Annotated in this window: 9 protein-coding genes and 1 pseudogene; 2 read left to right on the forward strand and 8 right to left on the reverse strand. The window is 43.5% G+C overall.

Annotated elements, in window-relative coordinates:
* Positions 1 to 75: 75 nt before the first annotated feature.
* A complete protein-coding gene (locus tag ACVLR6_RS08365; RefSeq protein ID WP_177155725.1) occupies positions 76 to 1,242 on the forward strand; it encodes a hypothetical protein in 1,167 nt (388 codons plus the stop codon).
* A gap of 11 nt (positions 1,243 to 1,253) precedes the next feature.
* Positions 1,254 to 2,117 carry a hydroxyethylthiazole kinase gene (thiM, locus tag ACVLR6_RS08370; protein ID WP_016659073.1) on the forward strand — a complete coding sequence of 288 codons (864 nt, stop codon included), beginning with the start codon at positions 1,254 to 1,256 and terminating at the stop codon, positions 2,115 to 2,117.
* Here thiM and ACVLR6_RS08375 read toward each other — a convergent pair.
* The 8 genes and pseudogenes from ACVLR6_RS08375 to ACVLR6_RS08410 form a co-directional block, all read right to left on the reverse strand.
* Complete coding sequence (locus ACVLR6_RS08375; RefSeq protein WP_455994970.1) at positions 2,114 to 2,851, reverse strand: hypothetical protein; 738 nt, start codon at positions 2,849 to 2,851, stop codon at positions 2,114 to 2,116. The genes thiM and ACVLR6_RS08375 overlap by 4 nt on opposite strands.
* Positions 2,852 to 3,245: 394 nt before the next feature.
* The gene (locus ACVLR6_RS08380; protein WP_160243040.1) at positions 3,246 to 5,468 is read right to left on the reverse strand and encodes a DUF6351 family protein; all 2,223 of its coding nucleotides are present in this window, start codon (positions 5,466 to 5,468) and stop codon (positions 3,246 to 3,248) included.
* 606 nt (positions 5,469 to 6,074) lie between these two features.
* A pseudogene (locus ACVLR6_RS08385) lies at positions 6,075 to 6,278 on the reverse strand (hypothetical protein); the annotation flags it as partial.
* Positions 6,271 to 8,388, reverse strand: coding sequence for a hypothetical protein (locus ACVLR6_RS08390; RefSeq protein WP_168416758.1), 2,118 nt, complete (start codon positions 8,386 to 8,388; stop codon positions 6,271 to 6,273). The gene ACVLR6_RS08390 and the pseudogene ACVLR6_RS08385, both read right to left, overlap by 8 nt.
* Before the next feature lie 64 nt (positions 8,389 to 8,452).
* Positions 8,453 to 11,092, reverse strand: a complete 2,640-nt coding sequence (locus ACVLR6_RS08395; protein WP_160243688.1) for a bifunctional aconitate hydratase 2/2-methylisocitrate dehydratase — start codon at positions 11,090 to 11,092, stop codon at positions 8,453 to 8,455.
* A gap of 295 nt (positions 11,093 to 11,387) precedes the next feature.
* Positions 11,388 to 11,657 carry a hypothetical protein gene (locus tag ACVLR6_RS08400; RefSeq protein ID WP_045795477.1) on the reverse strand — a complete coding sequence of 90 codons (270 nt, stop codon included), beginning with the start codon at positions 11,655 to 11,657 and terminating at the stop codon, positions 11,388 to 11,390.
* 271 nt (positions 11,658 to 11,928) lie between these two features.
* Entirely contained in the window at positions 11,929 to 12,288 is a 360-nt protein-coding gene (locus ACVLR6_RS08405) for a hypothetical protein (RefSeq protein ID WP_016659081.1), read from the reverse strand.
* 107 nt (positions 12,289 to 12,395) lie between these two features.
* Positions 12,396 to 16,907 carry a translocation/assembly module TamB domain-containing protein gene (locus ACVLR6_RS08410; protein WP_455994973.1) on the reverse strand — a complete coding sequence of 1,504 codons (4,512 nt, stop codon included), beginning with the start codon at positions 16,905 to 16,907 and terminating at the stop codon, positions 12,396 to 12,398.
* Positions 16,908 to 16,918 lie beyond the last annotated feature (11 nt).

The raw sequence follows: 16,918 nt of genomic DNA on the forward strand, positions 1-16,918 counted from the left end.
TTTTGAGCAAACCAATGCGGTCCAGCCATGTATAATCCAGACATCCTATTTCTAAAATGATGACTGCACCTGAATATGCTCCACATTCTGCAAAAACAGTTAGATGAAAGCACCTCGTGTCCGCTGTGCCGCGCTGCCATGTATTGGGTGGAAGCCGAACAGTACGATCAGGAGCTGAGCTATCACGAGTGCAGTTACTGCGAACATAAAGTGTATCCGGGCAATTTGCACAGTTGTCATTGCCCGGCCTGTGAAAAAAAACGCAAACAGCTGATTAAAGAAGCGCTGGTACAGGAAAACCGCAAGCTCAAAAATAAAGGCAAAGATAAAGACATGATTGAGCACAAGCTGAATCAGTTAAGCTTTATCCAGAAACTGTTTTTATTGTCGATGCTGGACGATCAGGTACATGAAAATACCCAGCATGATGAATATATTTACTGGGAACGGATTAAATTCCAGCCTTTTTCACCCAACTATTTATATCAGAAACAGCTGATCAAACAGCTGCTTGACCAGCAGATTCTGGTGGCCAAGGAATTCGCCGATGAAGCCGGCCAGTATTATGTGAATGTGCGGCTGGATGGTTATTCAGAGCCGAGCCTGTTCAGTATTACCCATCAGCTTCGACAATGGTTTTACCAGAATTTGAGTCAGGGCGTGCCCTTTCACAGTTCAGATGAAGTCAAAGATGCCATCTATGAACTGATGTATGAAAAAGTGGTGCAGTTCATGCAGTTTTATTGCCGCATCTGGCAGGTGCAAATTTCCGGCAACAACAGTTTTAAAAGCCTGTGTTTTCGCCTGCTGGACAGCCTGGCAGTGGGTCAGATTTTTTATCTGGTGCAAACCGCGCTGGATTATCTGCATGGCCAGAAATTATTACAGGCACGCAATGAAAAATTCATTAATACCAATCTGCTGAAAAAAACCGTAGAACAGTACCGTGAACGTGGCCTGCAAGAAAAATGGATGACCACCACGCTGCCACATCCACCACAACTACCGATGAGCAAAATGGTGGAAATTCTATTTTTCCGTTTTCTCAATTATGATGAAATGATCTTTGTACAACCGATCTGGAAAATCTGGGAAAAGATTGAACCGCGCTTAAAATTTTATGCCTTAAAACGCTGTATGCACTGCGGCTCGGATGAACTGGATGTCGATTATGATGCCCAGCATTATGTGTCCTTGTTCTGCCGTCGCTGTAAACAGCAAGACCACTACTTTACCCAATAAAGGGGTAACTGATGAATTATCCAGAACAGCTTTCCACTCTTGACAGCAGCCTGCCCGATGAAACCGCGGCAATGATTGAAAAAATTATTGAAGCCTGGAGCCTGCTCAAAACCCGGCAACCACTGGTGCAATGTATCACCAACAGTGTTGCGACCAATTATACCGCCAATATTCTGCTGGCTGCCGGTGCATCACCGGCCATGATTGATAATCCTTTTGAAGCAGAAAGCTTTAGCAGTATTTGCAGCGCCTTAAGTATTAATTTGGGCACACCGACCAGCGAACAGATGCAGGCCATGCAGATTTCGGCAGAAACGGCCCAGCGTCTTGCCAAACCGTGGGTGCTGGACCCGGTCGGTTATGGGCCCGTCTTAAAATGGCGCTCAGATATGGTTGATGCGCTATTGGCCTTTCAACCGAGTGTGATTCGCGGCAATGCGTCGGAAATTGGCGGCTTGGCCGGCGCACAGGTAGAATCCAAAGGTGTTGATTCGACCCTGGACAGCACCGCGGTATATGCACAGGCCAAAAGCTTATTGGCGCATGCCGAATGTATTGCCATTTCCGGTGAATCCGATTTTATTCTGTCCAGACAGCTGGAACAGGTGGTGCAGGTGAATGGTGGCTCGGAATTACAGCCCAAAGTCACCGCAACCGGCTGTGCCCTAGGCGCTTTAATTGCGGCGTATGCCGCGGTCAGTCCGGTGACCATTGCCACCATTGCCGCGCATGTCCATTTTGCCATTGCCGGAAAACTGGCCCACGCGCAAAGTTCACAGGTTGGCAGTTTTAATGTGGCGTTTATAGATGCAATTTTCAGTCTGGATGCGGACACCATCCGTGAACATGCCGATTTAAAATTTCTGGCGCCTTAAGACACCTTCCGGTCCAAAGCAAAGTTGAGTGCCGTTTCGGTCAGGGTTTTACTGTCTAAACGGCAAATACACATCAGGCCGATGCCATCAAAATAGTCCGGTGCGTGTTGCAGAAAAAAATCGCAATGCGGATTGGCATGCACTCTTAACTGTTGCAGCTCCTCTTCACTGCGCAGCGGCACACAGGTCTGATGCACATAAATATCTTCATCACGCTTCTGGATGTCGTGTTGCCGGCTGGCCATCACCTGCAACACGCTTAAATAATCCTCCGGCATCCGGATATCACTGCGTGGATAAAAGCCCCGAACACGTGATACAAAATGTGCATAAAGCTTCGGCTGGTTGATGGTGGCAATAAACCACATGGGCGTTAAAGGATATTTAAAGCGCTGGTTCAGCATGGCTTTGAGCGCACTGTTGATGATTTTATGGTTGTATTGATGGCGATAGCTTTTTAAAAAACTGGCGCGTGTGTTGACCACCAGAATTGGCTGATGTAACAGGGTTAAGGCCAACAGTGGAATAATGGTCTGCCCGACCAGTTTGCCACGATGATGATATTGAATAATAGTGACCGAAATTGCCTGCGGGTCATACAGATATTTCTTTAGCTCCTTTTCACAGGTTAACGTAAACACCTGCTGATCAAACTCGGCAATTTTTTCAAAAAAATAATCTTGTTGTTGTGTGGATAAGGCTTTGAAGTCAAACACCGTCTCAGTGATATCCATAATCCTTCACCCTATGATTGTTTTAATTTTTCAGACTCATTTTAGTGTCACAACCCGGAATCAGTTATCACTATTTTCCGGGATTTGTCCATTTTGTGATAAATCATTGTAATTATATGAAATAATTCATATTAATCAAAATAATTGTGAGTAAATTTAATCTAATGATTTTACAACGCTTATCTGGGCTTTCTCGCTAAAAAACCTGATAATTCAGCGAATTAATGAGATCTGGTTAACATTTTAATTCGACCAAAGGTTATTTGCCTGCCATCTACACACCGGCGAACTAACCGCCGTTATATCACATGAATTTTCAACTAAAAATCAAAATGAATCATAAAAAACCAGTGAAAAATCACTGGTTTTTGTGAAACAAAAAATGTGTGAAGAATTAAAACAACTGGAAAGCTTTAGATGCCCAGCCGCGTGCAGCCGATGAACTGACCGCAGGCAAAGGTTGTCCTCCATAAACTACGCTGCCCTGCCGATCCTGATAACTCATCCAGCCAATGGTGTCAGCAAAGCCAACTGGGGCTTGGCTATAGTCACACACGCCTTGCGGGAAAACCCGATGCAATCGCTGGAGCTGTTCATTGCTAAAGCGGACCGTATTGCCATAATCCGACACATTTAAAGGTTTCAGCTGACACTTGTTGGCATAGGTGGTCAGGCTGTCCCCGGCCACCATACGCGGTGTGCCATATACCGGTAATCTGAGCGTGCTGCACAGATTCTCGCGGTTAATGATGCCGGCAGTAATACAAGCATCTTTTACATCTGCCGGTTTGTTTTGGGTCAGTTTGGTGGCAATAGGCAAATCACTTAAGTCTTTTTCGACATTGCTTAACCAGCGGTCCATATCATTAAAGCTGATTTCCAGACATTTGGCATCGGCAATCATGACCAGATCACCGCCATAAATCACATGGTTATTATAATTGCCATGCGCTTTTTCCAGTCGCGCCCGAATGGCAAAGGCACGATAGGAATCATGGAACAGCGCCGGGTCCGGACCTCGACAGTCAATAATCGCCACTTTATTCAGGTTGTTCCCAACATTAATTAAGCCACTGCGATAGGCATTGTTCAGCGCCGTATAATTGGCTTCTAGACGTTCAGGCACCGCCTGAATATCAATATCCACACCACCTATTTTTTCGTTTAACTGTACAAACTGTTCTGGGGTGATGATATTTTTCATCAAGCTGTCTAGGCCATATTGTACCCCGACATTATCCATCGGCAGGCCGGCAAAACCGCGACCAATCCGTTTTTCAGTTTCGGTCCACAGCTCCGTTGGACGTGGGGCCAGCAAATTAATTGCAGCATCCTGAATCGAGCAACGAATGCCTTGAGGATTATTGGTGGCATGATATAACTGCGCCGATGAAATTCCCTTGCAGATGGTATTTGGCCGCGCCACATCAAACTGGGCCAGCTCACTGACATAGCCATTAATTTCAGAAATATGTCCCTGAACATGCGCAATCTGATGCGGCAAGAAGCTTAAACGGCCTTCTGGAGTCTGGAAATAATTAATCATCAGGTGATAATCGGCGAACTGTGAAGCGGTACTCCAGGCATCAGGGAATGAGCAAGTGGGTAAAATCCCCTGATAAATTCCCGGATAGGCATTGGCCACCCATTGTGCTGCCAGCGCACCACCTGAACAGCCCTGCCCGATGGTATAGCGCAAGGTGCCATACTGCTCAATAAAACGCTCTTTGGCCATAATCAGCGATTCTGCCTGAATCGCCAGATTACAGTTATGACCGCTATGAGACAGTGCAGTCGACATCACCCCAAAGCCGCGGCCTAAAGCCAAAATGGTGACATCAGGCAAAATGGAACTTGAAGTGGCAATGACCGTTGGCGCAGAGGCAGACTGGTAATCATTACCACAGCTTTGGCCATGCGTGACCACCAGTTTATGGTTAAATTGCGCTTGTGGCTTTAAGGCGGTCCACGGCTGGTTCGGATCATACAACACCGCAAAACGGTATTCATCGCGGTTCTGATAGCCCACTTCCTCACGCACAATAAATGGCACCGTTAGTCCTTCATCGGTAGTGGTGGTGGCAATATTCTGACTGGCCGGCGGTTGTGCCGGGTCATAACTTTTAATGAGTCCCAAGCGATCTTTATAGTAATAGTTATATTGCACAGCCTTTTGACAGAACTGATCGGTCGACGCATTAGTACAGGTCCAGGGCTTTAACTGCGGGCCAGACAGTAATGGTCCACTCGAAGGATGATTGATCAGGCTTAAATTCTGATAATAACGCCCTGCTTCAACCTTGAGTTGATTATCGCCCAGTTTAAGTCCTTCAACTAAGGCTTGGCGCTGCTCATTGGCAAATACATCACTAATATTTTGTCCATTCAGGGACACTTTCAACGCCGTAGTTTGAATATCATCGGGCAGATCCAGTTTCAGCAATACATCCGAGTCTGTAATTAAATCTGGCCGGGTGGATAACACCTCCACCATTTCCCGTTCTACTTTTGAAGATGTTCCTGAACCGGAAGAATCTCCACCTCCGCCACCACAGCCATACAATATGACACTACACACCGCAATATTGAGGCTATTGAATACCAGTTTTCCTTTCATACGCTCATCCATAAATTATTATTTTTCTGAAGTTTTTATATGTATAACTTCATTCATGAGCATAAAGATAATTTGACAACAACTATTGTCATTATTGTTATTTATTGTTTTATGGGCTGTTTTAAAAAATCACCAAAATCAGGGATAAAAACCAAATTCTGCTTCTGAATATCTGATTTAATTTCAAGCTATTTTGCATGACTAAAAAGATGAATAGTTATATAACTTTTACTTTAATTAACTTGGTAAATGATTAAATTCTTTTATTCCCGTGTAATATTTTCCGTCTTATTGGAAAATTTTTGTAACCATTTAACGATGAAATGAGAAATTCAAAACATCCAAGTTCCAGATAAAAAATGCTTATTTTTGAGCAATAAAACTTTCTCCCCCCCACTTTTAACTGTGATCTTCTCCTTATGATCAGAAGATCAGAAAAAACTTTCGTAGGTTGAATTGAAAGAGTGTGCTTTAATACGCTGAGTATGAGATGAGCCTTATATGAGTATCACGTGAGTGGTACGACTAGCCCCGTTAATTTTTAAAATTAAGGGGCTTTTTCATGGCCTTTCGTTTACGGTAGATGACGGTTTCCCCGTATTTCTGAAATACCCACTCTTTTGCTTGTTGATCGGTCACATTTTCGCAAATGTAGTAGTCATGATCCCAAGCTTCCTGATGAAAAATGACCTGTTTACGGTAGACAATCTGTTTGCCATTTTCGGCACAGATAAAGCTGTCGCCTTGGTCTTTAACTTGAGTTCCGTTAAGGAAGCCACCGATACAGACGAAGCGGGATTGTTTAGGCATCCAATTTACCTATCATACGATTCATAAAACTATCATAATTACCGATTTGATGTTTCCAAAATCTATCATTCTCAATATCATCAATAAATTTAAGAGGATCGATACTATTCGCAACTTCCTCCACGTCAAAGCGACCACCTATAATCGAATCCATAAAATCAACCTTTCCATTTAAAGATATAATTATTTCATCTATGGATATTTTTAGATGATGATCAAAATACTGATGATCAAATTCTAAGGTTGTATCTATAATCCAGGAGTGAATTTTTACATCATCTAAATTTTCAAAATATTGATTTAAAAACTCATTTCTGACATGAGCTACTTTTTTCGAAAGTTGATAAGCAGCCTTATTTAAAGTGAAGTTTCGATATTCATAAATTTCTTGAATACTACTTTTAATATATGTTGATTTAACCTCTGCCACGATCACATGGTTTTCGTATACGGCAATAAGATCAATTTCACCAACCTCTCTATCTAGGGGATGATACTGGCAAAATACTTCAAATCCAGCCTTTTTAAATTTTTCAGCCAAATTTAACTCAATATTATCTGTTTCATTTTTAAGTTCTAATCGATTTTTATGCAATTTACGAACATAATTAATCATCATTGTGTTCACATTTTGGAATGCTGTTAACCATGGAAATTGAAAAATAAAATTATCTATTTTATAAAAAGGCTTTTGTTGAAATGTAGAAACATCATCTTCATGATATAAATTACAACTCCAAAAATTTAAGATTTGATCCATTTTCTTTTTTCTGACAGCATTTGAGCTTCCTTTTACCCATGAAGACATTCTTTTAATCTTATCTTCATGTTTAGCAAATGTGAAAGGCATTCTATTTTCACCTATCACAAAACCATGCATAGTAAGCTGTGTTAATGCATGTAAATTACTTTCTGCATTAGGTAAAAAACTCATAAATTTTTCAATATGATCTTTTAAATAATGTGCTTGTGATAAAGTCATGGTAATCATTGTTTCATAAACATCGAGTTTCTGATGATTGATACTGAAATCTGAAATTCCATAAACTTGAGTTAACTGTTCTTGAACACCATATGCTTTTGATAACGCGATTGCATTAGCTTCTAAATTTTCACCTGTATTTATAATGCTATACTTAGCGTCAGAATTTAGTAATTTTTCAGTACCAATACCAAGCCAATAGCTTATTAATAATGAATTTTTCTCTGACCAACGATCCTTTCTCTCTTGTGTATTGGTATAAATCAATTCTGAGTTGTTTAGCTTATAATTTACCTGCTTATCAAAACAAAACGACTCTAGTACATTTCTTTTATAATTAATAATCTCAATTTTGATAGCTACAAGCTTTTTATACAATTCATACTGCTCTTGAAGAAGCACAGTCATACCCTCACCAATCAAGAAAGGCATTAACTTATTTCTCAATGCCAATGCTATCGATTGTTCTGTTAACTTTTTAGTATTCTTTCTAGAGGTTTTAACAATATGATCAAAAGCTTTCCAAATCATTTCAGCTGAATTATTTTCATCTTTATCAAATTGATAAGGCAAATAATTAATATAATCTTGATGAGGAATCAAATACTGATAAGCATATAAACTTCCAAAAGCCATAGCTGTGACTTGACCAATGTTTAGTTTATTTTTTATATCTTCATAAGTTTCTAAGCGATGCTTATATTGTGATTGTAAGTGTCGTACAGTCTGAAAAAAGATATACAATGTTTCATTTTTAACTTCTTGTTCAATTTCCTTTAGTACACACCATGAATGATGATTGGAATGAATGATGAGCCCAGAATAACGTACTGCTAAAATAAAACTTTGAACATCAAGATTTAAATAATTGAGACAGATATTTTTATCAACTAAATTAAAACGAATATATTGGCTTAAAGCGAGAATATAATTTTCGCTCCTTACATTTTCTACTGTAAGCGAACTTATAAAATTTGCTTGCCAAAACATATCAAATTTGTTTTTAAAAATTCCATTTTTAGGTTGTGAGCTTTTATATAAGAGATCTTCCACAATTTTTTGCTTTGCAATCTCATGTCCACATTCTAATAATAGAGACTCAAATTTATTTTCGTAATAATTTTGCATAAAAAAATAAGGGCTGATTACTCAGCCCTTATTTCTAACTCAATTTAATTTATTTTTCAATAAATTAGGTTAATTGAGCAGCAGCAATTTTCTTCGTATCTACATTTTCAGCAGCATCTGTGTATTCAGACATTTGATCAAAGTTCAAGTACTTGTAAATGTCAGCAGACATGCTGTCGATTTGAGAAGCGTATTGTTGATACTCTTCTGGAGTTGGTAATTTACCAAGAACCGCAGCAACAGATGCAAGCTCAGCAGAAGCTAAGTATACGTTTGCACCTTGACCTAAACGGTTCGGGAAGTTACGTGTAGAAGTTGATACGACAGTTGTGTTCGGCGCTACACGTGCTTGGTTACCCATACACAATGAACAACCTGGCATTTCTGTACGTGCACCAGCTTTACCATAAGTGTTGTAGAAGCCTTCTTCCATCAATTGACGCTCATCCATACGAGTTGGAGGCGCTAACCATAGACGAGTAGATAAAGAACCACCAGGAACTTTGTCTAATAACTTACCAGCAGCACGGAAGTGACCGATGTTTGTCATACAAGAACCGATGAATACTTCATCAATTTTGTCGCCTTGAACGTCAGAAAGAAGTTTTGCATCATCTGGATCGTTCGGGCAGCAAAGGATAGGTTCTTTGATGTCTGCAAGGTCAATTTCATACACTTTCGTGTATTCAGCGTCAGCATCAGCTTTAAGAAGTGATGGGTTCGCTAACCATTTTTCCATGTTCTCAACACGACGAGCCATAGTACGCGCATCGCCATAACCTTCAGAAATCATCCACTTAAGCATAGTGATGTTTGAACGAAGGTATTCAGCAACTTTCTCTTCAGAAAGTGTGATAGAACAACCAGCAGCTGAACGTTCAGCAGAAGCATCAGATAATTCAAATGCTTGCTCAACAGTCAAGTCAGTTTCCATTTCTGTTAAGTCGATTTCTAAGATACGACCAGAGAAGATGTTTTTCTTACCTTTCTTCTCTACAGTTAAGTCACCTTCTTTAATTGCGTAGTAAGGAATCGCATGTACAAGGTCACGAAGCGTGATACCAGGCTGCATTTTACCTTTGAACTTCACAAGTACAGACTCAGGCATGTCAAGTGGCATAACACCAGTTGCTGCAGCGAACGCTACAAGACCAGAACCCGCTGGGAAAGAAATACCAATTGGGAAACGAGTATGCGAGTCACCACCAGTACCTACTGTATCTGGAAGAAGCATACGGTTTAACCAAGAGTGGATAATACCGTCACCTGGACGTAAAGAAACACCACCACGGTTCATGATGAAGTCAGGAAGCGTGTGTTGCATTTGAACGTCAACTGGTTTTGGATACGCAGCTGTGTGACAGAAAGATTGCATTACTAAGTCTGCAGAGAAACCTAAACAAGCTAAATCTTTTAATTCGTCACGTGTCATTGGACCTGTTGTATCTTGAGAACCAACAGTAGTCATCTTAGGTTCGCAGTAAGTACCAGGGCGAACACCTTGACCTTCTGGAAGACCACAAGCGCGACCTACCATTTTTTGAGCTTGAGTGAAGCCTTTGCCTGTGTTTTCAGGTTGTACTGGAGTACGGAACAAAGTAGATGGTGCAAGACCTAAAGCTTCACGCGCTTTACCAGTTAAACCACGACCAATGATCAGGTTAATACGGCCACCGGCACGTACTTCATCTAGAAGCACTGGAGTTTTCAGTTCAGATTCAGCAATTTGTTCGCCGTTTTTGAACGCAGTTACTTTTGCAGCAGCGTGATCGATTTTCAGAGTGATTTCATCACCCATGTTCATGTTAGAAACATCGATCTCAACTGGTAATGCACCCGCATCTTCCATGGTGTTGAAGAAAATCGGAGCAATTTTACCGCCTAAGCAGTAACCGCCGTCTTTTTTGTTTGGAATGTGTGGAAGTTCGTCACCGAAGAACCAAAGCACAGAGTTCGTTGCAGATTTACGAGAAGAACCTGTACCAACAACGTCACCAACGTAAGCAACCTGGTTGCCTTTCGCGATCAGTTCTTTAATTTGATTTAATGGACCAACTTCACCAGGAACTTCTGGGTTGATACCATCACGAACGTTTTTCAGCATTGCATTTGCGTGCAATGGAATGTCTGGACGGCTCCACGCGTCTTGTGCAGGTGACAAGTCGTCAGTATTCGTTTCGCCTGTTACTTTGAAAACAGTCAGTTTGATTTCTTCTGGAACGTCTGGACGGCTAGTGAACCATTCAGCTTCAGCCCATGATTGAAGTACTGCTTTCGCATTGTCATTACCCGCTTTTGCTTTTTCAGCAACGTCGTGGAATGCATCAAATACAAGCAGGGTTTTCTTCAGAGCGTCAGCCGCTAAACCACCAAGTTCAGCATTTTCCAGAAGTTCAACTAAAGGCGCTACGTTATAACCACCAAGCATAGTACCTAGTAAGTAAACCGCACGTTCTTTAGAAACTAATGGAGAAGTCGCTTCGCCTTTTGCAACAGCAGACAGGAAAGCAGCTTTTACATAAGCAGCTTGGTCTACACCAGCTGGAACACGGTTTTCAAGCAAATCAACCAAGAAAGCTTCTTCACCAGCTGGCGGGTTTTTTAATAATTCAACTAATGCAGCGGTTTGAGCATCATCAAGTGGCTTCGGTGGGACTCCGAGTGCGGCACGTTCTTCAACGTGTTGGCGGTAAGCTTCTAGCACGGTGTTATTCCTCTTTTTTAAAAAATTACCTGTGAATTCCAGCTTGTTCAAAGCTTCACAAGTAATATGGACTGCAAAATTTTACTAAAATTCCAGTTAAAAGTTAATGCAAGGAAGGTGTTTCTTTGTGATGCTCATTATTTTATAACTAAATGATGTTCATATTGTTTATACAATAATCAAGCGGAGCACGTTTAGACCCGTCATTGCTGCTTTTAATCCACTTTAACCGAATTCTAAATAGAAAAAAGGCAACACTATGCTGCCTTTTCCGGGTTCCAATTACTATTCAACCTTAGTGTACCGTTGTACTGTTTAAATATTGCTGCAGATGTTCGCGACTGCCCTCAAATTTGACCTGAATTTCATCTTCATGCAGGGTACTATGCCCGGCACTGGCAAAGGAGATATTGACCTGATAACGCTTGCTGTCAGCATCAATAAGTTGTTGAAAATAGACTTTATCTCCAATACTGAGCACATAGTTGCTATTGCCAATAATGGTCACGCCCTGTTCATCTTCCAAGAGCAAATCTGCATGATGCAGATAACCAACCACGTCCATGATGTGCTCCTTTCTTCTGGCTATTGTTAAATCCATTATTCATTAAAAAGATAAGCTTTTCTATATTAGTGCTAAATAAAAGTGTCACAATATATATTTATATTGCTTAGGCTATTTAGAAGTAAGTAGAGGAAGAAATAGTAGACTCAATATCTGCTTAAAATATAAATCAACGCAGCGAATTTTGATTATTGTTATCTATATGCAGAAATAGTGAGCACAAAAAAATGCCAGATCACAAATATGTCCTCTGGCATTTTGGGTTCATGACTTAAAAACGTCGATAATCCGGCATTTCGTCATACGGCGTAGCCAGACATTTTTCTGTATATTGCGTTTTAATTTTCTCACGCGCGGCATCTACATCGCCCTTCACTTCCTGTTCAGGCATGGCATAGACCGTTTCAATAATCTCAAAAATAAATTTACGTGTGGTTTCATCTTCCACTTTGTCCGCATGAGCCAGTGCCTGATCTTTTTCAATGGCATTTTGACGATCCAGCATGATGGTTCGTGCTGCATTACCAACACTGGTACAGTAACCTTTCCACTGCTCTTCCGGGGTTAAGGGCTTTTTCTCTGCACAGCCGGCCAATGCAATTACGGCAGCCAAAGCGAATAGTTTGTTCATGCATACTCTCCTATTTCCGCTATGATAATCAAAGTTATCCTGAATGAGAAATCGGCCAGAAAAAATGCGCCCGGGTTGAGCGCATTTTATAGTCCAGATTAGACGGCTTAGAAACGCCAGTTATAGAAAATATCCACGGCACGTTCCAGCGACTGGCTGGCTTCCAGATACAAACGTTTGTTCATCTGATAACGCAAAGTCAGCTTGTTCACCGGGGTAAACACGCCCACGCCATAACGGATAAACAGATCCGGAGTGATATAACCGGTCAGGCTGACCTGGGTATCATCCCCCGTACCCTGTGCATCTAAAGCCAACCCACTTAAACCAAAGGTACGCCCAATCTGGTTGGTCAGGGCACGCGTGCCGCCTAAACCAAGACTGATACCTGCCGCCGCAATGGTATTGTTGACATCGGAACGGAAACTGTCGGTCTGGCTTAAACCGCTGGCACCTTCGTTAATCCGGCCGGTAATCAGGGCATTTAGTGCTTCCTGCTCGGACAAGCCGGCATCGTTATAGACCTGAATATTCGGACCAGAAGCCGTTCCGGTCACCCGCACCCCGACTACGCTGCCCTGTACGCTCTTGTTGGCATCAATATCTAGACTCGGGTTGGCTAATGGTCCATTAAAACGGGCGATGGCACGGTTTAAATCCAGACTTTGGCCATAGGCTTCAATCTTGACGCGCTGGCTAACCCCAATTGCACCATTGGCGCGCATGGCGGTTTCCAGACCACGCTGACTCAGATACAGACGGCCCACCAGTGGAATACGGCTGTCAAAGCCCTGGAAGATGACCTGATCGCCCAGATTCAGTTCCAGATCGGCACGAATATCCCAAGGACGTGCAGAGCGTAATACCGCCAGCTGGTCTTGCCCTTCATGCACCACACGCACATCCGAAGACAGATTCACCACCGGATCGGAAGCCTCAGGCATGGAAATTAACGCACGCGGCACATCGACCTTGCCATTTAAGCTTAAACGTTTCTGAGTCGGAAAAACCTCCATGGATAAATCCGGCGTCACAATGGCGGTAATTAGCGGCGCCTGACGCACCAGCAGATTATCCCCTTTTAAGTTCAGCTGAATTTTCGGTACGCCTTTCCAGTCAACATGACCGGTTAAATGTCCCACGCCCTGACCACTGTTAAATGCGCCATTAATTGTGGCCGAATCCTGTCGAATCGAGGAATACAGCTGCACATTGGTCAGGTTCACCGGCAGGGAAATCATGCTGATGGCACCATCTTTCAGACGCATTTCACCGGTCAGTAATGGCTGGGTTAACGTACCGCCGACCTTACCGGCAAAGGACAATACCCCAGCCATAGAACGCACATCGGCAATAAACGGCTTAAAGACTTTTAACTGCACTTCATTAAAGGCAATTTCACCGCGCATCGGCTTACGCTCGGTATATGGATCAATAATAACATTGGCATAACCGGCACCAATTTCCGGGGTTTTCACATCCAGTCGAATTTGCAGACCTTCGGCAATACTTTTAGCCACCACAGCCACCTGATCATAGCTTAAGGTCGAACCCAGTTCTTGCGGGTCATCACCTGCCAGACCAATGACCCCATTACGGGTTACCAGACGTGCATCAATTTTTGGCCGCTGGCCTTGTGCCCAGGAGGCTTTGGCATGTCCATTGACTTTACCGGTAATCGCCAGACCTTCCGGCATAAAGGCGGCAAAATCGTTCAGGTCGACATTGCGGGTTACAAAGGACACATTGCCTCGGTTTTTATTGACCCGAATTGGCTGGTCAAAACACAACTGGCTTTGCTGGCTCATCCAGCAATGCGCACCCACAAACAGATCACTGGTTTTGGTCTGGAAGATGACCGAGGCATTCTGACGCTGCACCAGACGGGTTCTTAAGGAGTCAAAATCACCTTTCTGGATTTGACCCAGCCAGTTATTTTCAGCATTAAAGCCGCCGGCCAGCTGCACATAGAAGCTACTTAAACGGTTTTCCGCTTTCACTTTCAGCAGATGCGCCTGGCGGGTACCGGCCAGTGAAATCTCGCCTTTTTGAATTTCACGGTTGCCGCTACGTAGATTTTCCAGACTGGCCGTAAACAAGGTTGGGGTATTTTCCGAGGTCGGCAATTCACCGCGTAAACGCATTTTGCGCACGCTAAACAGGTTATTTAAACCAAAATCATCGACCACCAGATTGGCGGTGGCCTGCAAACGTGGTTGCGACTGCACATTTAAATAGCCATAAGCACGGCCACGCAAACCGGCATACAGTTCATACAGTGCTGGTGCATTCAGTTTGATTCTCAGGTTTTGTGCATTACCAGTAGCCTGAATCTGGTTCTTGGCATAGGCCAGATATAAATTATTGGCCTCAAACTGCTGCGGCAGGAAACCTTGCTGATTGGCATCCATCAACAGGGCCAGATTACCGGTACCACGTACCGGTTTATTGTTGATCATGCCGGCCAAATTGAGCTTTTCAATATTGATGCGTTTAAGCTGATCTGACCAAACCCCTTGGGTACGTACATTGCCCGACAGCTCGCCGCGCACACTCGAGACAAAATAATGCGGTTTAAAGCGGATTAAAGAGGCGTTCAGGTTCCAGCCAATGCCATTTTTCAGGTTCAGCATACCATTGGCCAGAATCTGCCCGGCCACACCGTCATGACGCAGGTCTGAAATCTTGATCAGCTCCGGTGTACCGGACAGTTTCAGCTTTAAACTGCCCTGACTGGCTTCCAGCAGACTGCTGTTGAGCGCGCCATCATAATTGACCGCGAAGCTCTTGAAGCCGCCACCCGCACGTTCATCATGGAACAGCAAGGCCACGGTACTGTTCCCGGTCAAATGCACTGTTTCATCCTGCTCGGCCAGACGCCCGCGTAAATCAATATTGTTTAAATGAATAATCTGCTGGTTTGGACGGGCAAAACCATTGGCCTGCAAACGGCCATTCAGCAGATTGACCGGAGCAGCATCAGCAATAATTTGCGGATTAAAATTGTCCGCGTTTAACGTAGCATTCCATTTGAGCTGGCGCTTGTCGGTTGGCAGTTCAATCAGCGCACGTCCCGTTAAGGTGCTGGCGCCGGCGTTATAGCTAAAGCTAGGTACATCCAGATTATTGTTCTTCAGATTCAGCTCGGCCTTGTACATACCCGCCGGTAAAGCGCCCTGCTCATGCTGTGCCACCTGGGTTGCGACAAAAATCTTTTGCTGGCCTTCGACCAGGGCCATCTGCACATCACCCGATTCACTGGATAACCAGCCAATATAAGGCATCGCGCGGTCAATATTGTTCCAGCGCACATCCAGTACCATGGGGTTTGGCTGGCGGTTTTTCGGCGCATTCTGATCCAGTTTCAGGTTCCAGGTTTCATAGCGGTCGAAATCGACCTGCGCCGTCAGATGAGTTCCATTTTCTAAATGGCCTTTAGAGGCAATTTGAGCATCCAGACTTGGCGGCAGAAAATCCTGCACCACTTGCGGAATGAGTGGGTCTTTCGGATTAATCTTGTCCAGGCGACCGGTAATATCCCAGCTGACGCGCTCGTTCCAGCCGACCACACCAGCCACATTCACGGCGCCCTGCATCAGCTGGCCATTTAAGTTGCTGATGTTCAGCTGATTGACCAGATCGGTATGCATGAGCGCGGTATATTGTCCTTTTGGAATATCTTTACCTGTCAGATCGGTAGCGACATCTAAATCCAGACGCTTGATATCACCCTTAAACTTGGCTGTGCCGTCTTCTGTATACAGCTCCCAATCTTGTAACAGCGGCCAATGGTATTGATTGAACTGCAGCTCGCCAAACATCGGCACATTTTTACGCATTGGATGCAGCACCACCCAACCGGTGAGCAAATCGGGCGTATAGGTCGCCACCCCGGCCTGAATGGTATCTAAAGACCCTTTGGCCACCACTTTAATATCATGAATATTCAGGCTGTTATTTAACGAAGGTAAATTCACATCACCAATGGCATTCAGCGGATATTTGCCATAAAAATCCATATCGCCGCTGGCATTTTTGACCGACAGATAATCCATACGCATACTGGAATCTTCAAATTCCAGTTTGGTGCCCGACCACAGCGCATCGTTCAGGATCACATCATAAAAATTGACTTTGCTGCCACCTGAAGTCTGAATCAGCAAACGGTCCAGATCGGCATGATCAAGCCGGAGTACAAAAGGCAGACGGATTTCATTAAACTTGAATGGTCCATCACTTGGCGGTCCTTTGGTGGTAATTTGCAGATTACGCACATCGGCATGGGTAAAATGGATTTCCTTATTCAGCACGGCGCGCCAGCCCAGCATGACATCAGCGCGGTCAATTTTGACATCGACTGATTTTAGCGTAACCAGAATATTGCGCAGGATAATACCGCGTAATAAGTTTCCGCCTTCATATTCATACTGAATGATCTGCTGACGTTCCAGCACCCGGTCGAGCAGGAATTTACTGCCACGGTCGGTCGAGAACATGATTGCCAAAGCCGATACCAGCAACACCACCATAAACAGCAGTGACAACAAGGCACTTCTGACTATTCTGCGCTTTTTGGGTACAGGCGCGGGTGTATTTGGTTGCTGTTCAACTTCAGCCATAGTTCTCTCTA

The sequence above is a fragment of the Acinetobacter sp. T63 genome (assembly GCF_053852345.1).

Coding starts and splice junctions, on each gene's coding strand:
- thiM (WP_016659073.1), top strand. CDS start 1,254: ATGAATTATCCAGAACAGCTTTCCACTCTTGACAGCAGCCTGCCCGAT.
- ACVLR6_RS08400 (WP_045795477.1), bottom strand. CDS start 11,657: ATGGACGTGGTTGGTTATCTGCATCATGCAGATTTGCTCTTGGAAGAT.
- ACVLR6_RS08365 (WP_177155725.1), top strand. CDS start 76: ATGCTCCACATTCTGCAAAAACAGTTAGATGAAAGCACCTCGTGTCCG.
- ACVLR6_RS08410 (WP_455994973.1), bottom strand. CDS start 16,907: ATGGCTGAAGTTGAACAGCAACCAAATACACCCGCGCCTGTACCCAAA.
- ACVLR6_RS08380 (WP_160243040.1), bottom strand. CDS start 5,468: ATGAAAGGAAAACTGGTATTCAATAGCCTCAATATTGCGGTGTGTAGT.
- ACVLR6_RS08375 (WP_455994970.1), bottom strand. CDS start 2,851: ATGGATATCACTGAGACGGTGTTTGACTTCAAAGCCTTATCCACACAA.
- ACVLR6_RS08405 (WP_016659081.1), bottom strand. CDS start 12,288: ATGAACAAACTATTCGCTTTGGCTGCCGTAATTGCATTGGCCGGCTGT.
- ACVLR6_RS08390 (WP_168416758.1), bottom strand. CDS start 8,388: ATGCAAAATTATTACGAAAATAAATTTGAGTCTCTATTATTAGAATGT.